At 60.1% G+C, this 17,660-nt stretch carries 20 protein-coding genes; 12 read left to right on the forward strand and 8 right to left on the reverse strand.

All coding sequences use genetic code 11. From position 1 onward, the window contains the following. The first annotated feature begins 20 nt into the window (after positions 1-20). The 6 genes from BFN67_RS09825 (at position 21) to lpxK (ending at position 5,591) form a co-directional block, all read left to right on the forward strand. Positions 21-1,364, forward strand: a complete 1,344-nt coding sequence (locus BFN67_RS09825; RefSeq protein WP_080919435.1) for a TldD/PmbA family protein — start codon at positions 21-23, stop codon at positions 1,362-1,364. Beyond that, on the forward strand, positions 1,351-2,154 hold the full coding sequence (locus BFN67_RS09830) for a 3'(2'),5'-bisphosphate nucleotidase CysQ (protein ID WP_080919436.1): 804 nt from the start codon (positions 1,351-1,353) through the stop codon (positions 2,152-2,154). Before BFN67_RS09825 ends, BFN67_RS09830 begins: the two co-directional genes overlap by 14 nt. A gap of 66 nt (positions 2,155-2,220) precedes the next feature. Then, on the forward strand, positions 2,221-2,466 hold the full coding sequence (locus tag BFN67_RS09835; protein WP_080919437.1) for a DUF4170 domain-containing protein: 246 nt from the start codon (positions 2,221-2,223) through the stop codon (positions 2,464-2,466). Between the two features lies 1 nt (position 2,467). Further along, the gene (locus BFN67_RS09840; protein ID WP_080919438.1) at positions 2,468-3,259 is read left to right on the forward strand and encodes a lysophospholipid acyltransferase family protein; all 792 of its coding nucleotides are present in this window, start codon (positions 2,468-2,470) and stop codon (positions 3,257-3,259) included. Continuing rightward, positions 3,256-4,572, forward strand: coding sequence for a lipid IV(A) 3-deoxy-D-manno-octulosonic acid transferase (gene waaA, locus BFN67_RS09845; RefSeq protein ID WP_080919439.1), 1,317 nt, complete (start codon positions 3,256-3,258; stop codon positions 4,570-4,572). The genes BFN67_RS09840 and waaA overlap by 4 nt, the downstream gene beginning before the upstream one ends. Continuing rightward, positions 4,569-5,591 carry a tetraacyldisaccharide 4'-kinase gene (gene lpxK, locus BFN67_RS09850; protein ID WP_080919440.1) on the forward strand — a complete coding sequence of 341 codons (1,023 nt, stop codon included), beginning with the start codon at positions 4,569-4,571 and terminating at the stop codon, positions 5,589-5,591. Before waaA ends, lpxK begins: the two co-directional genes overlap by 4 nt. Before the next feature lie 63 nt (positions 5,592-5,654). Here lpxK and BFN67_RS09855 read toward each other — a convergent pair whose 3' ends face one another. The 3 genes from BFN67_RS09855 to BFN67_RS09865 all read right to left on the reverse strand — a co-directional run bounded on the left by BFN67_RS09855 (position 5,655) and on the right by BFN67_RS09865 (position 8,231). Beyond that, on the reverse strand, positions 5,655-5,891 hold the full coding sequence (locus tag BFN67_RS09855; RefSeq protein WP_080919526.1) for a DUF2093 domain-containing protein: 237 nt from the start codon (positions 5,889-5,891) through the stop codon (positions 5,655-5,657). Between the two features lie 79 nt (positions 5,892-5,970). Beyond that, on the reverse strand, positions 5,971-7,776 hold the full coding sequence (mutL, locus tag BFN67_RS09860) for a DNA mismatch repair endonuclease MutL (protein WP_080919441.1): 1,806 nt from the start codon (positions 7,774-7,776) through the stop codon (positions 5,971-5,973). A 47-nt stretch (positions 7,777-7,823) separates the two neighbouring features. Beyond that, on the reverse strand, positions 7,824-8,231 hold the full coding sequence (locus tag BFN67_RS09865; RefSeq protein WP_080919527.1) for a hypothetical protein: 408 nt from the start codon (positions 8,229-8,231) through the stop codon (positions 7,824-7,826). 97 nt (positions 8,232-8,328) lie between these two features. On the opposite strand from BFN67_RS09865, the gene BFN67_RS09870 reads away from it, so the two are divergent. The 4 genes from BFN67_RS09870 (at position 8,329) to BFN67_RS09885 (ending at position 12,584) form a co-directional block, all read left to right on the forward strand. Next, the gene (locus BFN67_RS09870; protein WP_080919442.1) at positions 8,329-8,763 is read left to right on the forward strand and encodes a MarR family winged helix-turn-helix transcriptional regulator; all 435 of its coding nucleotides are present in this window, start codon (positions 8,329-8,331) and stop codon (positions 8,761-8,763) included. A gap of 81 nt (positions 8,764-8,844) precedes the next feature. After that, positions 8,845-10,035 (forward strand): glycine C-acetyltransferase, encoded by a 1,191-nt coding sequence (locus tag BFN67_RS09875; protein ID WP_080919443.1) that lies wholly within the window; start codon positions 8,845-8,847, stop codon positions 10,033-10,035. Between the two features lie 15 nt (positions 10,036-10,050). Further along, positions 10,051-11,085: an L-threonine 3-dehydrogenase gene (gene tdh / locus BFN67_RS09880; protein WP_080919444.1), complete on the forward strand. Its 1,035-nt coding sequence runs from the start codon at positions 10,051-10,053 to the stop codon at positions 11,083-11,085. A gap of 485 nt (positions 11,086-11,570) precedes the next feature. Beyond that, on the forward strand, positions 11,571-12,584 hold the full coding sequence (locus tag BFN67_RS09885; RefSeq protein ID WP_080919445.1) for a fumarylacetoacetate hydrolase family protein: 1,014 nt from the start codon (positions 11,571-11,573) through the stop codon (positions 12,582-12,584). A 103-nt stretch (positions 12,585-12,687) separates the two neighbouring features. Here BFN67_RS09885 and BFN67_RS09890 read toward each other — a convergent pair whose 3' ends face one another. From BFN67_RS09890 to aztA, 5 genes are all read right to left on the reverse strand, one after another. Further along, positions 12,688-13,107, reverse strand: a complete 420-nt coding sequence (locus BFN67_RS09890) for a DUF805 domain-containing protein (RefSeq protein ID WP_245295212.1) — start codon at positions 13,105-13,107, stop codon at positions 12,688-12,690. Positions 13,108-13,257: 150 nt separating this feature from the next. Beyond that, entirely contained in the window at positions 13,258-13,596 is a 339-nt protein-coding gene (locus tag BFN67_RS09895; protein WP_080919446.1) for a protein tyrosine phosphatase family protein, read from the reverse strand. Between the two features lie 106 nt (positions 13,597-13,702). Continuing rightward, the gene (aztC, locus tag BFN67_RS09900) at positions 13,703-14,680 is read right to left on the reverse strand and encodes a zinc ABC transporter substrate-binding protein AztC (RefSeq protein WP_080919447.1); all 978 of its coding nucleotides are present in this window, start codon (positions 14,678-14,680) and stop codon (positions 13,703-13,705) included. 20 nt (positions 14,681-14,700) lie between these two features. Then, a complete protein-coding gene (gene aztB / locus BFN67_RS09905; protein WP_080919529.1) occupies positions 14,701-15,576 on the reverse strand; it encodes a zinc ABC transporter permease AztB in 876 nt (291 codons plus the stop codon). Next, positions 15,576-16,361 carry a zinc ABC transporter ATP-binding protein AztA gene (aztA, locus tag BFN67_RS09910; protein WP_080919448.1) on the reverse strand — a complete coding sequence of 262 codons (786 nt, stop codon included), beginning with the start codon at positions 16,359-16,361 and terminating at the stop codon, positions 15,576-15,578. Before aztA ends, aztB begins: the two co-directional genes overlap by 1 nt. A 201-nt stretch (positions 16,362-16,562) precedes the next feature. On the opposite strand from aztA, the gene BFN67_RS09915 reads away from it, so the two are divergent. Further along, entirely contained in the window at positions 16,563-16,907 is a 345-nt protein-coding gene (locus tag BFN67_RS09915; RefSeq protein WP_080919449.1) for a RidA family protein, read from the forward strand. Positions 16,908-17,026: 119 nt separating this feature from the next. Next, complete coding sequence (locus BFN67_RS09920; RefSeq protein ID WP_080919450.1) at positions 17,027-17,605, forward strand: HutD/Ves family protein; 579 nt, start codon at positions 17,027-17,029, stop codon at positions 17,603-17,605. The last annotated feature ends 55 nt before the right edge of the window (positions 17,606-17,660 follow it).

Raw genomic sequence — 17,660 nt, forward strand, 5'->3', positions numbered from 1 at the left:
GCAAATACAGGAAACAGATTATGACTGAAGCGCTGGACGCCGCCAAACTGTCTGATCGTGTTGCGGCGCTTGTCGAAGCGGCAAAACGAGCAGGCGCCGATGCCGCCGATGCGGTCGCCGTGCTTGGCCGCTCCACAGGCGTTTCCGTCCGTTTAGGCAAGGTCGAAGGAACCGAATCTTCCGAGAGTGATGACGTCTCATTGCGCGTATTCGTCGGCAAGCGGTTGGCCAGTGTGTCGGCGACGGCCGGCACTGATCCCGCAGCGCTCGCCGAGAGGGCGGTGGCCATGGCAAAGGTCTCTCCGGAGGATCCGTTCCAGGGGCTTGCCGATCGAGCGCTGTTGGTGAAGTCTCCGCGCAATCTTGACCTGTTTGATGAAACCGACATTTCCGCGGAGCGTCTCAAGGATGATGCGCTCGCAATGGAGGAAGCCGCCTTGGCGGTGAAAGGTGTGACGAACTCTTCCGGCGCCGGCGCCAGTGCCGGGCTTGGCGGACTGGTTCTTGCCACATCGGATGGATTTATCGGGCAATATGTTGCCAGCCGTTTCTCGCGTTCAGCCAGCGTCATCGCGGGCGAGGGCACTGCGATGGAGCGCGACTACGATTTTTCTTCGCGCCAACATTTTGCCGATCTCGATACGCCACAGGAAGTTGGCCGCAGGGCTGGCGAGCGAGCGGTACGGCGTCTAGGGGCGCGCAAGGCCGCGACCGGGTCGGTTGACGTGGTGGTCGACCCACGCGTCGCCCGCGGCATTGCCGGTCACCTCGCTGGCGCGATCAACGGGGCCGCGATTGCCCGCAAAACCAGTTTCCTGCGCGACATGATGGGCAAGCAGGTCGCTTCGGCATCGGTCACGGTCAGCGACGATCCGCTGCGGTTGCGTGGGCAGGCATCACGCCCTTTCGATGGCGAAGGCGTCGAAGGCGAAGCGATGCTTATGGTTGAGAAAGGCGTATTGAACCACTGGTTCCTTTCAACATCGGCGGCAAGGGAACTTGGGCTCATCACCAATGGACGCGGTGCGCGTGGCGGGTCTTCCGTATCACCTTCGTCAACCAATTTGGCTATAGAGCCGGGTGAAAGGCCGCCGCATGAGCTTATCGGCGCGCTAAAATCAGGGTTTTACGTTACCGAAGTGTTCGGCCACGGCGTCAATATGGTGACAGGTGAATATAGTCGTGGCGCTTCCGGGTTCTGGATAGAAAATGGTGAACTGACTTATCCGGTGTCGGAAGTGACCATCGCCTCCAATCTCAAGGCTATGTTTATGACCATGATCCCGGCCAGCGATCTGGACCGCAATTTCGGTACCGCCGCGCCAACTCTGCTGATCGAAGGAATGACTCTTGCCGGAAATTGATGGCGACGCGAAGCCCATATCTGGCGAAGATCTCGATCTGTTGCTCGACACCGCCCGCAGAGCCGGCGTGATCGCAATGGAGTTCTTCGGCCAGGATCCGCAGGTCTGGATGAAGGGCGGCACTTCGCCAGTGAGCGAAGCGGATTACGCAGTCGATCGCTTTATGCGCGAGACTCTTCTCGAAGCTCGTCCCGATTATGGCTGGCTTTCCGAGGAGACCGCCGATGACCTGTCCCGGCTTCAGAAGCGACGTACCTTCGTTGTTGATCCGATAGATGGTACGCGAGCTTTTCTGGCAGGGAAAAGCACATGGTGTGTCGCTGTGGCGATAGTTGAAACGGGCAGGCCCGTCGCAGGTGTTCTGGAATGCCCTGCGGAACAGGAAACCTATTGGGCTGCCGCCGGGGCCGGCGCGTTCTGCAACGATAAGCACATCCATGTCCGGCAGGAGGCACCACACAATATTGCTGGCCCCAAGACATTGGTCGAACGTCTGCCGCAGACCTGGCTCGACCAGTTGGAATTGTACGGATACGTTCCCTCTCTTGCCTATCGCCTCGCTCTGATTGCTGCTGGGCGGCTCGATGCCAGTTTCGTCAAGCCGAACTCACATGATTGGGATATTGCGGCGGCCGATCTCATTTTGCGCGAAGCTGGCGGCAGCCTGCTGGATGACCGAGGCCAATTCCCTGGCTACAGCGAGGAAAAGGTCCGTCACGGCGCGTTGTGCGCCGGTAGCGGCGAACTGCTTGGTGCTATGGCGGACGTACTGAAAGGCCGGCCTGACTGAGCCCTTTGAAAGGGCACAAAATGAGTTTAGACACATCAACAAATCCATGAAATGCGAAGTACGGGAATGAACGCGAAAGAAGAAAAACCGCAGCTCCTGCATCTGGTATTCGGCGGCGAATTGAAGAAGCTTGGCGGCACCGAATTCAGTGATCTCGATGCGCTGGATATCGTCGGTATCTATCCCGACTACCAAACTGCTCATACCGCCTGGAAGGCCAAGGCGCAGGCCAGCGTTGACAATGCACATATGCGCTATTTCGTCGTGCATCTGCATCGCCTGCTGGATCCTGAAAACAAGGCCGGCGCTTGAAATGGAGCAGAGGACGGCGGCACAGCGGCGCAAGGTAGCCGAGCTTGACAGAAAGCGCGGCGGTAGCGCTACCAAGACATTGTGGAAACGGATTCGCAAGCCACTGGCCGAATCTCGTTTCGTAAAGCGCGCGATCGCCAGCCTGTTTGTTCAATTCATGCGCTTCAACCGCCTGACCAACCCGGCGGTCTCGGGTTCGATGCGCTTCCAAAACAGCGAATATGCAAATCTGGAGCCTGGAATTATAGCCCTGTGGCACGGCCAGCACCTTATGATGCCTGCCGTTTATCCAAGTGATCGGGCGTTGGTCGCCATGGTATCGCGCAGCGCAGATGCGGAACTGAACGCCTTGATGATTGAGAAATTCGGCATTGAATCCGTACGTGGTTCGGGAGGGCGTGACAATGCCCGCCATCTTGATAAGGGCGGCGCCAAGGCTTTGATCAGCTTGAAGAAAGCTCTGGCTGCCGGCAAGAATGTCTGCATGATCGCCGATATTCCGCATGGAACGCCGCGCGAGGCCGGCATGGGGGTCGTGCTGCTGGCGAGACTTTCGGGTCGACCTGTTTTTCCCGCGGCGCTCGCTACCAGCCGCCGCAAGGTGCTTGAAAAGAGTTGGGACAGGACCACGATCAATCTTCCTTTCGGCAGGCGCGCCATCGTAGCCGGCGAACCGATTTTCGTGGCGGCCGACGCGGATGAGCTTGAGATGGAGAGAAAGCGCCAGGAAATAACGGCGTCGCTCAATGCGGCTACCGAAGAGGCATACTTTTTGGTGGACAACCCGCAATGAGCGCAAGATGGGCGCGCGCCGCATTATCCGCTTACCGCCTTGGGGGAGCGGCCGCCTATCCCCTAGCCGGTCCCTATGTGCGCTGGCGAGCCTCCAAGGGCAAGGAAGATCGTGAGCGGAGCCGCGAACGTTATGGTGTGGCGAGCCGGCCTCGCCCTGAAGGCCCTTTGATCTGGGTACACGCAGCAAGTGTTGGCGAAACCATCGCCATTGTGCCGTTAGTGGAGAACATTCTTGCGTTTGGCGTTAATATCGTGCTGACAACCGGCACGGTGACCTCGGCAAAAGTTGTTCAGGAACGGCTGGGCGAAGGTGTCATTCATCAGTATGTCCCGCTCGATCTGAAGCCTGCGATCAGCCGTTTTCTCAATCATTGGCAACCCGATCTGGCAATCATTGCCGAATCGGAGATTTGGCCGATGACCATACTTGAACTGGGCGCGCGGCATGTGCCGCAGGTTCTGGTCAACGGCCGCCTGTCCGACCGATCGTTTTCCGCTTGGAAAATGCGCCCCAATATCGCCGAAGCATTGTTCGAAAATCTGGCCCATGTCGTCGCCCAATCCGAGGCTGACGGTGAGCGATTTCGTGCGCTGGGCGCACGGCCGGTCTCCGTATCGGGAAATCTGAAGGTGGACACGCCACCACCACCGGTGGACGAGCGCGCGCTTCAGTCCTTGAAACGTCAAATTGGCGAGCGCCCCACCTGGGGCGCGGTTTCCACCCATGAGGGGGAGGAGATTATGGCCGCTGAGATCCATGCAACGCTGCGTAAACGGCATTCTGGCCTGCTGACTATCATCGTGCCACGTCATCCCGATCGTGGGGAGGCATTGGCTGAACAGATGTCGAGCATGGGTCTCAATGTCGTATGTCGTAGCAAAGGCGAGAGAATAACCGCGGATACCGATATTTTTCTCGGCGACACGATCGGCGAAATGGGACTTTTTTTGCGGCTGACTGAGATCGCTTTCGTGGGGCGCTCGCTGACCTTGCAAGGCGGCCAAAATCCTCTCGAACCGGCTATGCTCGAAACCGCGGTTCTTGCCGGCCGCAATGTGCAGAACTTTCGTGAAGCTTATCAGCGGCTAATAGAGGCAGGTGGGGCGAAACTGGTACGTGATCGCAACATGTTGGCCGGCGCTGTCAACTTCCTTCTGAGCAATGAGGCGGCCCGCTATGACATGATGGCCGCCGGTACAACAACGGTTGAACAGATGCGTGGGGCGCTTGCCCACACATTGAAATCGCTTGAACCGTATATCCAGCCACTAATCGTCAAGTCGCGCTTGAAGGGCGCCGGCGACCGTTGACCTCGGAAGCTCCGCCCTTCTGGTGGGAAAGATCGGATTGGCGCGCCTGGACACTTTCGCCCCTCTCTTTTCTCTATGGCTTTGAAGCGGGGCGTCGCCTGAAGTCCGCCAAGCGCGAAAAGATCGATGCACCAGTGCTTTGCGTTGGCAATTTCACCGTGGGGGGCGCTGGGAAAACGCCTGTCTCTATCGCGCTGGCGAAGCATGCGAAGCAAATGGGCTTGAAACCCGGCTTCCTGTCGCGCGGTCATGGCGGCAATTTCCGAAAACCGCATGTAGTGGATCGGCTGAATGATGGTGCGCGCCATGTCGGCGATGAACCATTGCTGCTTTCAGAACATGCGCCCGTGGCCATCTCTCCCAACCGTGCGGCGGCAGCACGGCTCCTGCTCGAAAAGCACTCCTGCGACCTGCTTATCATGGACGACGGTTTTCAGAGTGCTCGCATCCATATCGACTATGCGCTCGTGGTGATCGATGCACGCCACGGGCTCGGTAACGGACATGTCATTCCCGGTGGGCCACTTAGGGCGAGGCTTGCGGATCAGTTGCTCTACGCCGATGCGCTTTTAAAGATGGGCGAAGGAACCGGCGCAGATGCAGTCGTGCGGACGGTTGCGCGAGCCGGCAAGCCGATCTTTGAAGCCCGAAACCATCCGAGCGGCTATCTTGTTGGTCGACGCCTTCTCGCCTTCGCCGGAATCGGTCATCCTCAAAAATTTTTCGACAGTGTCGTGGAGGCTGGAGGGACGGTCGCTCTGACACGTTCCTTCCCCGATCACCATTTCTACGCCGAGGATGAGCTTGCTGAACTGATCCAGATGGCGCGTGCCGATGGGCTGACCCTGCTCACTACTGCAAAGGATGCTGCGAGGCTGCGTCATGATCCCATTGCCACCGAGATACTCTCGGAGCTGGAGGTGCTGGAAATAGAAACAATGTTCGAGCCTGAACACGCGCCGGAGCGCATCATCAGTGAGACACTCGCGGTTTGGCGTGCAAGGCGATTGATGGATTAAAACAGATCGTCCGACTGAAAAGCGGCATCCGGATTTTCGGATTATTCCAATGCCGCCTACGTGTTAGTTGCCGTGGCGGCGCCACTCAGGGTTCATTTCCAGTTCACGCTGGAATGAGATTGTAGCGCTGGCATAGGCTTCCTGGCGGGCGACACTCCAGTATTTTAGCTCGTCGATCAGAATATGCTCTCCCGTGACGGCGCAACCAACGTAGGAGCCGGGGCTGATAATCTGGAAATCACCGTCGAGATAACGGATACGAGCTTCCCGGCCGCCGGGGCCTTCAAAACGGTTCATCATCATTCGCTCATACGCTTCATTGGTCGTTTCCGCCACAAATTGCTGGCCGGGTCAAGATTTGGCCTCATCCACAGCACGATCAACGCCGGCCGAACAGCCTTTCGATATCGGCCAGCTTGAGCTCGATATAGGTCGGGCGGCCGTGATTGCAGGTGCCTGAACCCGGTGTCGCCTCCATCTGCCGCAGCAATGCGTTCATTTCTTCAGGTCTCAATCGCCGACCCGACCGCACGGAACCGTGGCAGGCCATGGTCGCCGCGATCTGATGCAAACGCGCCTTCAGCGTATCGGCGGTATCGTTGTCGGCAATCTCGTCGGCAAGGTCGCGGACGAGTTGCCCCACATCGACCGCTCCGAGCATGGCCGGTGTTTCACGCACCGCCACCGCGCCTGGCCCGAAACGCTCCAGGCCAAGCCCGAAATGGCGCAGCGTTTCGGAATGCAGCGCGAGACGTTCCGCGTCTTCCGATGGCAAATCGATGATTTCCGGCAAAAGCAGCATTTGCGCGGCTACGGGGCGGGAATGCAGCGCGTTCTTAAGCGCTTCATAAACCAGCCGCTCATGTGCCGCGTGCTGATCGACGATCACCAGAGAATCAACAGTTTGCGCGACGATATAGTTTTCATGAACCTGCGCGCGGGCGGCGCCCAGATCCGTGTGCAGCAGGCGCTCGTGCGCAACGTTTTGAGCCGCGCGTGCATCGGCACTTGGTTCAGCCATGAACGCCGCTTGTTCGCTTTCACCGAAACCCGGCGACAAGGGGCGCTGCGGCGAGCGATTGATGTCGTACGCGGCTGAGACGTGATTGGCCAATCCGGCATGGCCGTAGGTCGATACGCCTGACCGGAATGCAGCTATCATGCCTTCCGCGCCGGTTGTGGCCGGGCGGATACCCGCTTGAGCCAGCGCCTGCCTGATCGCGCCGACGATCAGGCCCCTGACGAGGCCGGGATCGCGAAACCGGACATCGGTCTTGGCCGGATGAACGTTGACGTCCACCAGAGCGGGATCGAGTTTGAGGAACAACGCTGTCACCGCATGCCGGTCGCGCGGCAATACGTCGGCATATGCACCACGGATCGCGCCGGCAATCAGTTTGTCGCGCACCGGACGGCCATTGACATAGGCATATTGCTGGAGCGCGTTGGCGCGAGTGAAGGACGGAATCGAGGCATAGCCTGAAAGGCGCACGCCTTCGCGCTCGGCGTTGATCGGCAAGGCGTTGTCCGGAAAATTGCGACCCATGACCTGCGCGATACGGTCCAGCCGTCCCTCTGCGTTGTCCGCGGTCGCCGGCAGTTCGAGCGTGCTGCGATCAGTGCCGGCAAGCGTGAAACGCACGGCGGGGAAGGCAATGGCCATGCGCTTGACGACATCGGAAGTCGCCGTGCTTTCTGCGCGTTCGCCTTTCATGAATTTCAGCCGCGCGGGCGTGGCGAAGAAGAGATCCCGCACCTCGACCGTTGTGCCACGGTTGGCTGCGGCAGGGCGCACCGGCGAGGCACGGCCGCCCTCTATGCCGATTTCAGCCGCATTGGGCGCCTGCGCCGTTCGTGATCGTATCGTCAGCCGTGCCACCGAGCCGATGGACGGCAGCGCCTCACCGCGAAATCCGAGCGAGCGGATATCGTGGATGTCCTGAACAAGCTTCGAGGTGCAATGGCGCGATAGAGCAAGCGCCAGTTCGTCCTCGGCAATGCCTCCGCCATCGTCGGTGACGCGCACAAGGTTCAGGCCGCCACCGCCGGTGACGATTTCGATCCGCGTCGCGCCGGCGTCGAGGGCGTTCTCGACCAGTTCCTTGACCACGCTCGCCGGCCGTTCGATCACCTCGCCGGCGGCGATCTGATTGATCATGGTTTCGGAAAGCTGGCGGATGGGCATCGGGCGACTATATCGGGATTCGGAGAGGCAAGACAGAACGATTGGTTCTAGAACAGCCTGGCAATGGCCATGCAGACGACCGTGACCACCAGCAGACCGGCGGCGATGCGCTCCCCCTTGCTCATGCGCGCCCTCAGCGCGGTTTCCTGCACGGCGCTGGCGCCTTGCAATTGCCGCCGGGCGGAACCGACCATGGCGCCCAGTACGCCTGCCGCCGCGATTGCGCAGACGATGCCGATGGAAAGAACCATCTCTATGTCGCCGAACGCGCCGTTGTGAAAGAAATACCAGAGCAACAGACCGGTGATGAAAACGACGCTGGCCGAACCCATTTGCGGCTGGAAGAACCGCTCGGCCCGGATCTCGGGGTCGCGTGCAAGCGTGATGGTCATGCCGGCCCAGAACACGCCTGTCAGCACATGAAGTCCAAGGATAACGATGAAAATGAGTTGCATGGCCGACTCCTTTTTGCGGGAATGGTTTGACATAAGATTAGATATCGAACTATTTGATGTCAACATATCGTTTGGTTTTGTGTGGTAGGGCTATCCGATGAAACCACCGTTCCCCGACCGACCACCCATAGGGTTCGACCTGCACAGGACGGCGAGGCTGTTGGCACAGGCTTTCGACACGGCGCTTGCCGATGAGGGAGGCACGCTGCCTGTCTGGCTTACTTTACTTGCGATAAAGGCCCAGCAATCCGCCAATCAGCGCGAACTGGCGTCGTCCATCGGCATCCGGGGTGCGACGTTGACGCATCATCTCAACGGCATGGAGGCGCAGGGTCTGCTGACGCGCCAGCGCGATCCCGACAACCGTCGCATGCACCGGGTGTCATTGACACCGGCAGGTGAATCGCTGTTTCGCAAGCTGCGCGGTGCCGCGATCACCTTCGATAAGAGGCTGCGTGGCGGACTGCCCGACGAAAAACTCGCTGAGCTTGCGCAGATGCTGGCCGTCTTGCGCGCGAACATCGACAGTTGACGATACATTTGCCACGGCTTTTGTGATGGATTTTTCGCGCGCGCGGCGCGACAGTCGTTCCCGAACAACGCAGGATAAAGCATGACCGCTGCATTCCTTTCCCATATTGATTCCGAACTCGAAACGCTGAAGGCGGGCGGGCTCTACAAATCCGAGCGCGTCATCACCTCCATGCAGTCGGCCGAGATCGAAGTTGCCGGCGGCGACAAGGTGTTAAATTTCTGCGCCAACAACTATCTCGGCCTCGCCGACAGCCCCGATTTGCGCGCGGCAGCGCAAAAGGCGCTCGACCGCTACGGTTACGGCATGGCCTCGGTACGCTTCATCTGCGGCACGCAGGAGGAACACAAGCAGTTGGAGGCGCGGATTTCCGCCTTTCTCGGCATGGAGGACACCATCCTTTATGCCTCCTGCTTCGATGCCAATGGCGGCCTGTTCGAAACGCTGCTTTCCGAGGAAGACGCTGTCATCTCCGATGCGCTCAACCATGCCTCGATCATCGATGGCGTACGGTTGTCGAAAGCAAAACGCTTCCGCTATGCCAACAACGACATGGTGGCGCTCGAGGAAGAGTTGAAGAGGGCCGAAAACTGCCGCTTCAAGCTGATCGCCACTGATGGCGTGTTTTCCATGGACGGCATTATCGCCAATCTGCATGGCGTCTGCGATCTGGCGGAGAAATATGGCGCGATGGTCATGGTGGATGACAGCCATGCCGTCGGCTTCGTTGGCAAGCATGGCCGCGGCGCGGCCGAGCATTGCGGCGTCGAGGGCAGGGTGGACATCATCACCGGCACGCTCGGCAAGGCGTTGGGCGGCGCATCCGGCGGCTACACGGCAGGCAGGCGGCAGGTGGTGGACTGGCTGCGCCAGCGCTCGCGGCCCTATCTGTTTTCCAATACGCTGATGCCGGCCATCGCGGCCGCATCGCTGAAAGTGTTCGACCTGGTCGAGAATGGCGACGGTCTGCGACAACGCCTCTATTCCAATGCCGGGCGCTTCCGCTCGTCCATGACGAAACTCGGTTTCACGCTTGCCGGCGCCGATCATCCCATCATCCCGGTCATGCTGGGCGACGCCACCCTTGCCGGGGAAATGGCGGCGCGGATGCTCAAGCGCGGCATCTATGTGATCGGCTTTTCCTTCCCTGTGGTGCCGAAAGGCCAGGCGCGCATTCGCACCCAGATGTCGGCCGCCCATTCCAGCACCGATATCGACCGGGCAGTGGAGGCGTTCGGGGAAGTCGGCCGCGAACTCGGTGTGATCTCGTAAGGAGCAGGAGCAGCCATGTCGAACATGATGCGCGCGCTGGTGAAGGCCAGGGCCGAGCCGGGTATATGGATGGAGCGCGTGCCGGTGCCTGAGATCGGCCCCAACGACGTGCTCATCAAGGTCAGGAAAACCGCGATCTGCGGGACTGACGTTCATATTTACAATTGGGACAAATGGGCGGAAAAAACCGTGCCGGTGCCGATGGTGACCGGCCATGAGTTTGTCGGCACGATTGCCGAAACCGGCTCGGCCGTTACCGAATACAAGGTCGGCCAGCGCGTCTCCGGCGAGGGCCATATCGTGTGTGGCCATTGCCGCAATTGCCGCGCGGGCAGGGGGCATTTGTGCCGCAACACGCTTGGCGTCGGCGTCAACCGGCCGGGCGCCTTCGGCGAGTATGTCGCTATCCCGCAGCACAATGTCGTGCGCATTCCCGACGATGTTCCGGACGAGGTCGCCGCCATTTTCGATCCGCTCGGCAATGCCGTGCACACCGCGCTCTCCTTCGATCTTGTCGGCGAGGATGTGCTCGTCACCGGAGCCGGCCCCATCGGCATCATGGGCGCACTGGTGGCGCAATGCGTCGGCGCGCGCAAGGTGGTCATCACCGACATCAACCCGATCCGGCTGGCGCTGGCGAAGAAACTCGGCATCCATCACGTCGTCGATGCTTCAAAGGAAAAGCTGCGCGATGTCATGCGCGAGGAGGGCATGACCGAAGGTTTCGACGTCGGGCTGGAAATGTCCGGCTCTGCCGCCGCCTTCCGCGACATGATCGACACGATGAACAATGGCGGCAAGATCGCCATCCTCGGCATTGCGCCGACCGGTTTCGAGATCGACTGGAACAAGGTCATCTTCAAGATGCTGACCTTGAAAGGCATCTATGGCCGCGAAATGTTCGAGACCTGGTACAAGATGATCGCGCTCGTTCAGGGACCGCTGGACGTGAGCGGCCTCATTACCCACCGCATCGGCATCGACGATTATATTTCCGGCTTCGAGGCGATGAAGAGCGGCAATTCCGGCAAGGTGGTGATGGACTGGTAAGGTCGCGCTTCGCCGTTGCCACGCCCGGCTTTCGCCGTCTGGCCATTTCAAAGAGCTGACCTTTCTGGCTGAAAGGTCGGGAGACGGCGCATGGCATTGCGCCTGGTTATTTAAGTAGTGACGCTCTGCCATGCGCCGCCGGCGTTTCTACCCTTACCTTTCCCGGCCCATCGCCCATTTGCGGGCGCGAGCAACGCAGGTCCGGTTCGGGCCGGGCGGTTCCGTTCACTGCAACGGATAACGCACCCGGCGCCACACTTGCCTGGATGCTCGAGTGTGCACACCCGTTCCCGCTGGCAAGCTGCTGAGACGGATTATGGGGGAAGGATGCCGGGTGTGGATAAAGCGGCGAGAAAGAAATCGCTATGGATCGGGCAAGCGGCTGATCGGCAACGGAATTATTTTTCTCGGCTGCGCCGGCTCACGATTTTTCATGCAATAATGATGTGAGACGGCGTAGCCACGCCATTGAGGAGCGGAACCACATGAAGCTTGCCACGCTGAAGAACGGGACACGCGACGGGAAACTGGCAGTTGTCTCGCGCGACTTGACGCGCTTTACCGATGCCTCGTTCCTCGCCCCGACCTTGCAGGCCGCGCTCGATGACTGGCATCGCATCGCGCCGCATCTGGCGGCCCTTGCCGAGTCACTGGAGCACGATGCCGTGCCGTTTGCACGTTTCCACGAGCATGAGGCCCATTCGCCGCTGCCGCGCGCCTATCAATGGGCGGACGGATCGGCCTATCTCAACTATGTCGAACTGGTGCGCAAGGCGCGCGGGGTCGATATGCCGGAAAGCTTTGCGAGTAATCCGCTGATCTATCAGGGCGGGTCGGACAGCTTTGTCCCGCCGCGCGAACCGATCCGTGCAGCCGATGAGACCTGGGGCATCGATTTCGAGGCGGAAGTCGCCGTCGTCGTGGACGATGTGGCGATGGGAGCCGACTGCGACGAGGCCCGCGCGGCGATCCGGCTGGTGATGCTCGCCAACGACGTCTCGCTGCGCGGCCTGATCCCTGCCGAACTTGCCAAGGGGTTCGGCTTCTTCCACGGCAAGCCGTCTTCTTCCTTCTCCCCGGTTGCCGTCACACCGGATGAACTCGGCGAGGCTTGGGACGGCGGCAAGCTGCATCTGCCTCTGATCGTCGATCTTAATGGCAAGCCGTTTGGCCGCGCCAATGCCGGCATCGATATGGATTTCGACTTTCCGGCGCTGATCGCGCATGCGGCAAGAACGCGGCCGCTTGCCGCCGGAACGATCATCGGATCGGGAACGGTCTCCAACCGGCTGGATGGCGGACCGGGCAAGCCGGTGGGCCAAGGCGGGGCAGGCTATTCCTGCATTGCCGAGCAGCGCGTTATCGAGACGCTGGAGACCGGCAAGGCGAAAACGCCGTTCCTGCATTTCGGCGACAAGGTGCGCATCGAAATGAAGGATACGGACGGCCGTTCCATCTTCGGCGCCATCGAGCAGGCGGTGGAGAAATACGAAAAGTAAAGGCGCGCGGCAGCACGCCTCAAATGCCGATTGAACCGATATGGGTTCCGTTTCGCAAGCACTGTTTTGAGGGCGCGACCGGTGTCCGCACTCCTCATTTCGATCAGTCACCTGGCGGTTTGCAGAACCAGACGATAGCTATGATCGTGCCGGCAGGGGCGAACCAGGACACGATCTGAAGCCAGCCACTCCGGTTAGTGTCGTGCAGGCGGCGCGCCGAGACGGACAGAAACGGTATTATCGTGATGAGAGACCATATCGAGAACACGATGTCCGGAGCATCAATAAAACCGATCAGGAAACTTACCGCCGCATAAAAGAGCATGGCGTACCAGAACTCGGAACGGCTCGCCCGACCTGTGAAATTGAAATAGTTTGAGAAAAATCGCTTTATCGCATCTATGAAATTTACATTTCGAGCGGCTTCTCCGAAACGATTCGGACCTTCCGGCGGCTTATATAAAAGGAAAAGGAAAGGAGTAATCAGGAGGGCGATAGATATTATCGCTATCGTCATATGCATTATTCAATATTTCCAGTTGCAGCGAAACCTGCCCCAAACCGCTTAAAGTATTACAGCTACTTCGAAATCTGACGCAAGCAGGGTCGACCTCTCCGCCACGCACGGGCCACCGCCGCGACTGGAAGTCGCCAGCCGCCGCGCGGGGTCGTGTCAGCCCTTCATCTGCTGGATGGCAGCGTAAAGATTGGTGCAGCGGGTGCCGGAGCGGCAATAGGCAAGCACCGGGCCTTCGATCTCGCCAAGCACCTTTGCCTGGTCCTCGACATTGTCCATGGTCATCTGGCCGCTGATAACAGGGATATAGCGAAAGGTCAGTCCCGCCGCTTCCACCGCCGCCTTGACGGCATCGTGCGAGGGTTGGCCCGGCTGCTCATCGTCCGGGCGGTTGCAAATGACGCTCTTGAAACCGGCAGCCTTGATCGCGCTAACGTCGCCGGGCTCGATCTGTGGTGAAACCGAATAGCTGTCGGTGATCTGACGGTAGTCCATGCCGTTGTCCCTGCTATCAAAGAGCTGCTGTCGCTCGGTGCGCGCCGTTGTGCCACCGCTTGCGCTCGGGGGCAACAGGTCTGTGCGTGTATCGGCGCGGCTCCGGTCAACTTCCCAGGATCGCGCCTTTGATCTGACGGATATTGTTGTGCATCATGTCGATATAGGTGGCGGCAGGACCATCGGGCGGCGACAGCGCATCGGAGTAAAGCGTGCCGCCGACCTTGATTCCGGTTTCTCTTGCAATTTGCTGGATTAATGCCGGATTTGTGATGTTTTCCATGAAGATGGCAGACGCCTTGTCCTGCCTGATCTGCTTAACAAGTTTCGCGACATCGGCGGCGGACGGCTCGGATGAGGTCGCCAGCCCCTGTGGGGCGAGGAAGGCCAGGCCGTATTCATGCTCGAAATAGCCGAAGGCGTCGTGCGAAGTGATGACGGTGCGCTTGTTTTGCGGAATCAAGGCGATGGCTTCGCGCATTTCGGCGTCCAGCGCGTCGAGTTTCTCGATATAGGCGGCGGCATTGGTCTGGTAGTCGACGCAGCCATCTGTGTCCGCCGCGCAAAAGGCTTCCGCGATGTTCTTCACGTAGATACGGGCATTGGGGATCGACTGAAAGGCATGCGGGTCGATGGCCCCGTGATCATGGTCTTCATGCTCGTGCCCCTCATCGTGCTTGTGGCCCTCATCACCGGCATAGCCAGATTCTTTCGCCTCCGCGAATTCGGTTTTGAAAGCGATGGGCTCAACGCCCTTTGTCAATTCGACGATGGTTCCCTTAGGCGCGCTGGTTTCGATCAGCCGCCGCAAAAAACCTTCGAAATGCAGGCCGTTGACCAATATCAGGTCGGCCTTGGCCACAGCGGCCGCATCCGCCGGCTTCGGCTCATAAACATGCGCGTCGCCGTCTGGCCCGACAATGGTGGTGATTTCGACGCGCTCGCCGCCGACATTTTTGGCGAAATCGCCGATGACCGAGAAGCTGGCCACCACTTTTAATGAGGCGGACATGGCAGGTGTCACGGCAAAACCGGTTAATGTTATAACGCTCAGGGCGAGGGCGAGACGGATCGATTTCAGCACTGGAAGTCTCCTTGAGATGATCAGGCGATGCGATGGCGATGTCGGATGGCGCGGGCGCGCAAGGCACCGCGCGTGCCGAACATGATCGAGACGAAATAGACCACGCCGGCAGACAGGATGATAGCCGGGCCGGAGGGCAGGGCCGCGTGATAGGAAAGCAGCAGGCCCGACAGGCAGGATGCGAAGCCGATCAGCACCGCCAGCACGCACATCGGCTCGACGCGGCTGGTCCAGAAACGGGCGCTCGCCGCCGGCAGCATCATCAGGCCGACCGATAGCAGCGTTCCAAGCGCCTGGAATCCGCCGACGAGATTGAGCACGACAAGGCCGAGAAAGATGAAATGCGCCGGCGTCCCCAACCGGCTCACGGAGCGCAGGAACAGCGGATCGAGACATTCGGCGACCAGCGCACGCCAGAAGACGAAAAGCACGACCAGCGTGACAGCGACGATGCCGCCGATCAGTGCCAAGGCTTCATTGTCCAGCGCCAGAACCGTGCCGAACAGGACATGCATGAGATCGACGCTGGAACCGCGCATCGACACCAGCAGCACGCCGAGGGCGAGCGAGATGAGGTAGAATGCCGCCATCGAGGCGTCTTCACGCTGCACCGTGAAACGCGAGACCGCACCGGCACCCAGCGCGACGATCGCGCCGGCGATCAGTCCGCCAATGGTCATCGGGAGAATTTCAAGCCCGAAGAACAGGAAACCGGCGGCTGCACCGGGCAGGATGCCATGCGCCATCGCATCGCCGGAAAGGCTCATGCGGCGCAGCATCAGGAACACGCCGACGGGGCATGCGCCTAGGGACAGCAACAGCGAACCGAACAGGGCGCGCTGCATGAAGGCGAAATCGGCGAAGGGCGCGATCAGAACCACGTAAAGGAGGTCGATCATGCCGCTCTCGCACCCCCATGTGCCTCATGGGAATGATCGTGGTCGTGGTCGCTGGTCTCGCACCATGGTGCGTCATCTTCCCAGGCTTCGTGGAAACGGCGGGCGCGCAGCATGTGTTCCGGGGTCAGGGCTTCGCCAGTCTTTCCCCAGGCCACCTCGCGACGGGCCAGAAGCAGGGTTTCGGGAAAATTCCGGCGCACGAGTTCGAGATCGTGCACCACCACCATCACCGTGCGGCCCTCGCCATTCCAATGCCTGATAAGTGCGATCAGTTCATCGACGGTCCGCGCATCGATGGCGTTGAACGGTTCGTCCAGCAGGATCAGGTCGGCGTCCTGCAGCAGAACGCGGGCGAACAAAGCGCGCTGGAACTGCCCGCCCGACAGCGTGTCGATCGACCGCTTCTCGAAACCGGCGAGGCCGACCGCTTGCAGCGCCTTGCCGACATCGGCGCGGTCCTGTGCGGTGTGCCGGCCGAGCAGGCCACGCCGGGGCCATAGGCCGAGCGAAACCAGATCGACCACCCGCGCCGGGAAAGTCCGATCTATCTCGGAGCGCTGCGGCAGATATGCGATGCGTATGCCCGGCGCCTTGACCACGCCACCTTCCATCGGCGTTAACAGTCCGGCGATACCCTTCATCAGCGTGGACTTGCCCGAACCGTTGGCGCCAACCACGGCGGTGAGCGAGCCTTTCGCCACGCGGCCGTCGAGATGATGCACGGCCGGATGGCTGTCATAGCCCAGCGTCAGATCGCGGAAGGTCAGGCAGGGGTCTGTCATGGATTTCGCAGGGTGGCGTTTTGTTGCCGCCTGCCTATGTGATGTTATTACATATGTCAATTGGAGCGGCGCAGGTTTTTTCAACCTGGCCGCTCTCGTCTGGCCGAAGGGATTCTGCCTCTGTCCGGCTTGCCGCCGTGCCGTGGCCTCTCTAAACAGGCGCGACTGCCCTTTCATCCAAATCATCAAGGAGAGAAGCACATGAGCATTCGTCGTATCGAAATCGGTCCGCGCATGAGCCATATCGTCATCCATGGCGAGACGGTCTACCTGGCCGGTCAGGTCGGCAAGCCGGGTGGCAGCGTCGCCGAACAGACCCGCGACATTCTGGCTACGATTGACGGACTCCTGGCCAAGGCAGGCACCGACAAGACCAAGATCTTGCAGACGATTATCTGGCTGGCCGACATGTCGACCTTCGAGGAGATGAACAAGGAATGGGACGCCTGGGTGCCGCAGGGTCATGCGCCGGCGCGCGCCACGGGCGAAGCCAAGCTGGCAGCCCCGGAATATCTCGTCGAAATCATTGTCACCGCTGCGCTGTAAGCGCCGGCGCAGTCGTCCTCTTGAGGGTATGGAGCGGGCGGCGGACATCTGTTTCGCCGCCCGCTTTGCTAAAGAGAACAGCGGCCTGAATTTGCCGGGCATTTCGGGGTAGATCACAGATGCGCATCCTACGGGCCGACGATTATCGTTCCATGCCCTGGAAGAACGGCGGCGGCGTCACGACCGAAATTGCCGTCTCGCCGGCCGATGCCAGTCTGGACTCTTTTGATTGGCGCGTATCGATGGCCAATGTTGCCTCTGACGGTCCGTTCTCGCTGTTTGCCGGCATCGACCGCACGCTATCCGTACTGGAAGGCGAGGGGATCAGGCTCGCGATCGACGGCCAGGAACCGTTGACGCTCGATCGTAGATCGCCCCCACTGTCTTTTCCGGCCGATCGCGCCATCAGCGGAATGCTGGTTGCGGGGCCGATTATCGACCTCAACGTCATGACGCGTCGCACGCGAATGCGGCACCAGGTCGAACGAGCCAGTGTTAATGCTGCGTTCGATTTCTCGGCGGAAGGTGGGATCGGGATGATCCTGTGCCATGAAGGCGGAATCGAAATCGATGGTTCGTCCATTGGGCCGGGTGAGACGCTCTGGCTGGTCGCCAACGATGGCCCGCTGTGCGTGATCCCGCGGCCGTCTGCGACCGTTTTCCTGATCCGGATTCACGACGAAGACGCGACCAATTAAAAAGCCGACTTCAGACGTTCCTGTAACTTGCTGAAATATCTGAGGAACTTACTTT

Source organism: Manganibacter manganicus, from assembly GCF_002075885.1.
GTDB classification, from domain to species: Bacteria; Pseudomonadota; Alphaproteobacteria; order Rhizobiales; family Rhizobiaceae; genus Mesorhizobium; species Mesorhizobium manganicum.

Coding starts and splice junctions, on each gene's coding strand:
- BFN67_RS09825 (WP_080919435.1), top strand. CDS start 21: ATGACTGAAGCGCTGGACGCCGCCAAACTGTCTGATCGTGTTGCGGCG.
- BFN67_RS09835 (WP_080919437.1), top strand. CDS start 2,221: ATGAACGCGAAAGAAGAAAAACCGCAGCTCCTGCATCTGGTATTCGGC.
- BFN67_RS09840 (WP_080919438.1), top strand. CDS start 2,468: ATGGAGCAGAGGACGGCGGCACAGCGGCGCAAGGTAGCCGAGCTTGAC.
- waaA (WP_080919439.1), top strand. CDS start 3,256: ATGAGCGCAAGATGGGCGCGCGCCGCATTATCCGCTTACCGCCTTGGG.
- BFN67_RS09855 (WP_080919526.1), bottom strand. CDS start 5,891: ATGATGAACCGTTTTGAAGGCCCCGGCGGCCGGGAAGCTCGTATCCGT.
- mutL (WP_080919441.1), bottom strand. CDS start 7,776: ATGCCCATCCGCCAGCTTTCCGAAACCATGATCAATCAGATCGCCGCC.
- BFN67_RS09865 (WP_080919527.1), bottom strand. CDS start 8,231: ATGCAACTCATTTTCATCGTTATCCTTGGACTTCATGTGCTGACAGGC.
- BFN67_RS09870 (WP_080919442.1), top strand. CDS start 8,329: ATGAAACCACCGTTCCCCGACCGACCACCCATAGGGTTCGACCTGCAC.
- BFN67_RS09875 (WP_080919443.1), top strand. CDS start 8,845: ATGACCGCTGCATTCCTTTCCCATATTGATTCCGAACTCGAAACGCTG.
- tdh (WP_080919444.1), top strand. CDS start 10,051: ATGTCGAACATGATGCGCGCGCTGGTGAAGGCCAGGGCCGAGCCGGGT.
- BFN67_RS09885 (WP_080919445.1), top strand. CDS start 11,571: ATGAAGCTTGCCACGCTGAAGAACGGGACACGCGACGGGAAACTGGCA.
- BFN67_RS09890 (WP_245295212.1), bottom strand. CDS start 13,107: ATGCATATGACGATAGCGATAATATCTATCGCCCTCCTGATTACTCCT.
- BFN67_RS09895 (WP_080919446.1), bottom strand. CDS start 13,596: ATGGACTACCGTCAGATCACCGACAGCTATTCGGTTTCACCACAGATC.
- aztA (WP_080919448.1), bottom strand. CDS start 16,361: ATGACAGACCCCTGCCTGACCTTCCGCGATCTGACGCTGGGCTATGAC.
- BFN67_RS09915 (WP_080919449.1), top strand. CDS start 16,563: ATGAGCATTCGTCGTATCGAAATCGGTCCGCGCATGAGCCATATCGTC.
- BFN67_RS09920 (WP_080919450.1), top strand. CDS start 17,027: ATGCGCATCCTACGGGCCGACGATTATCGTTCCATGCCCTGGAAGAAC.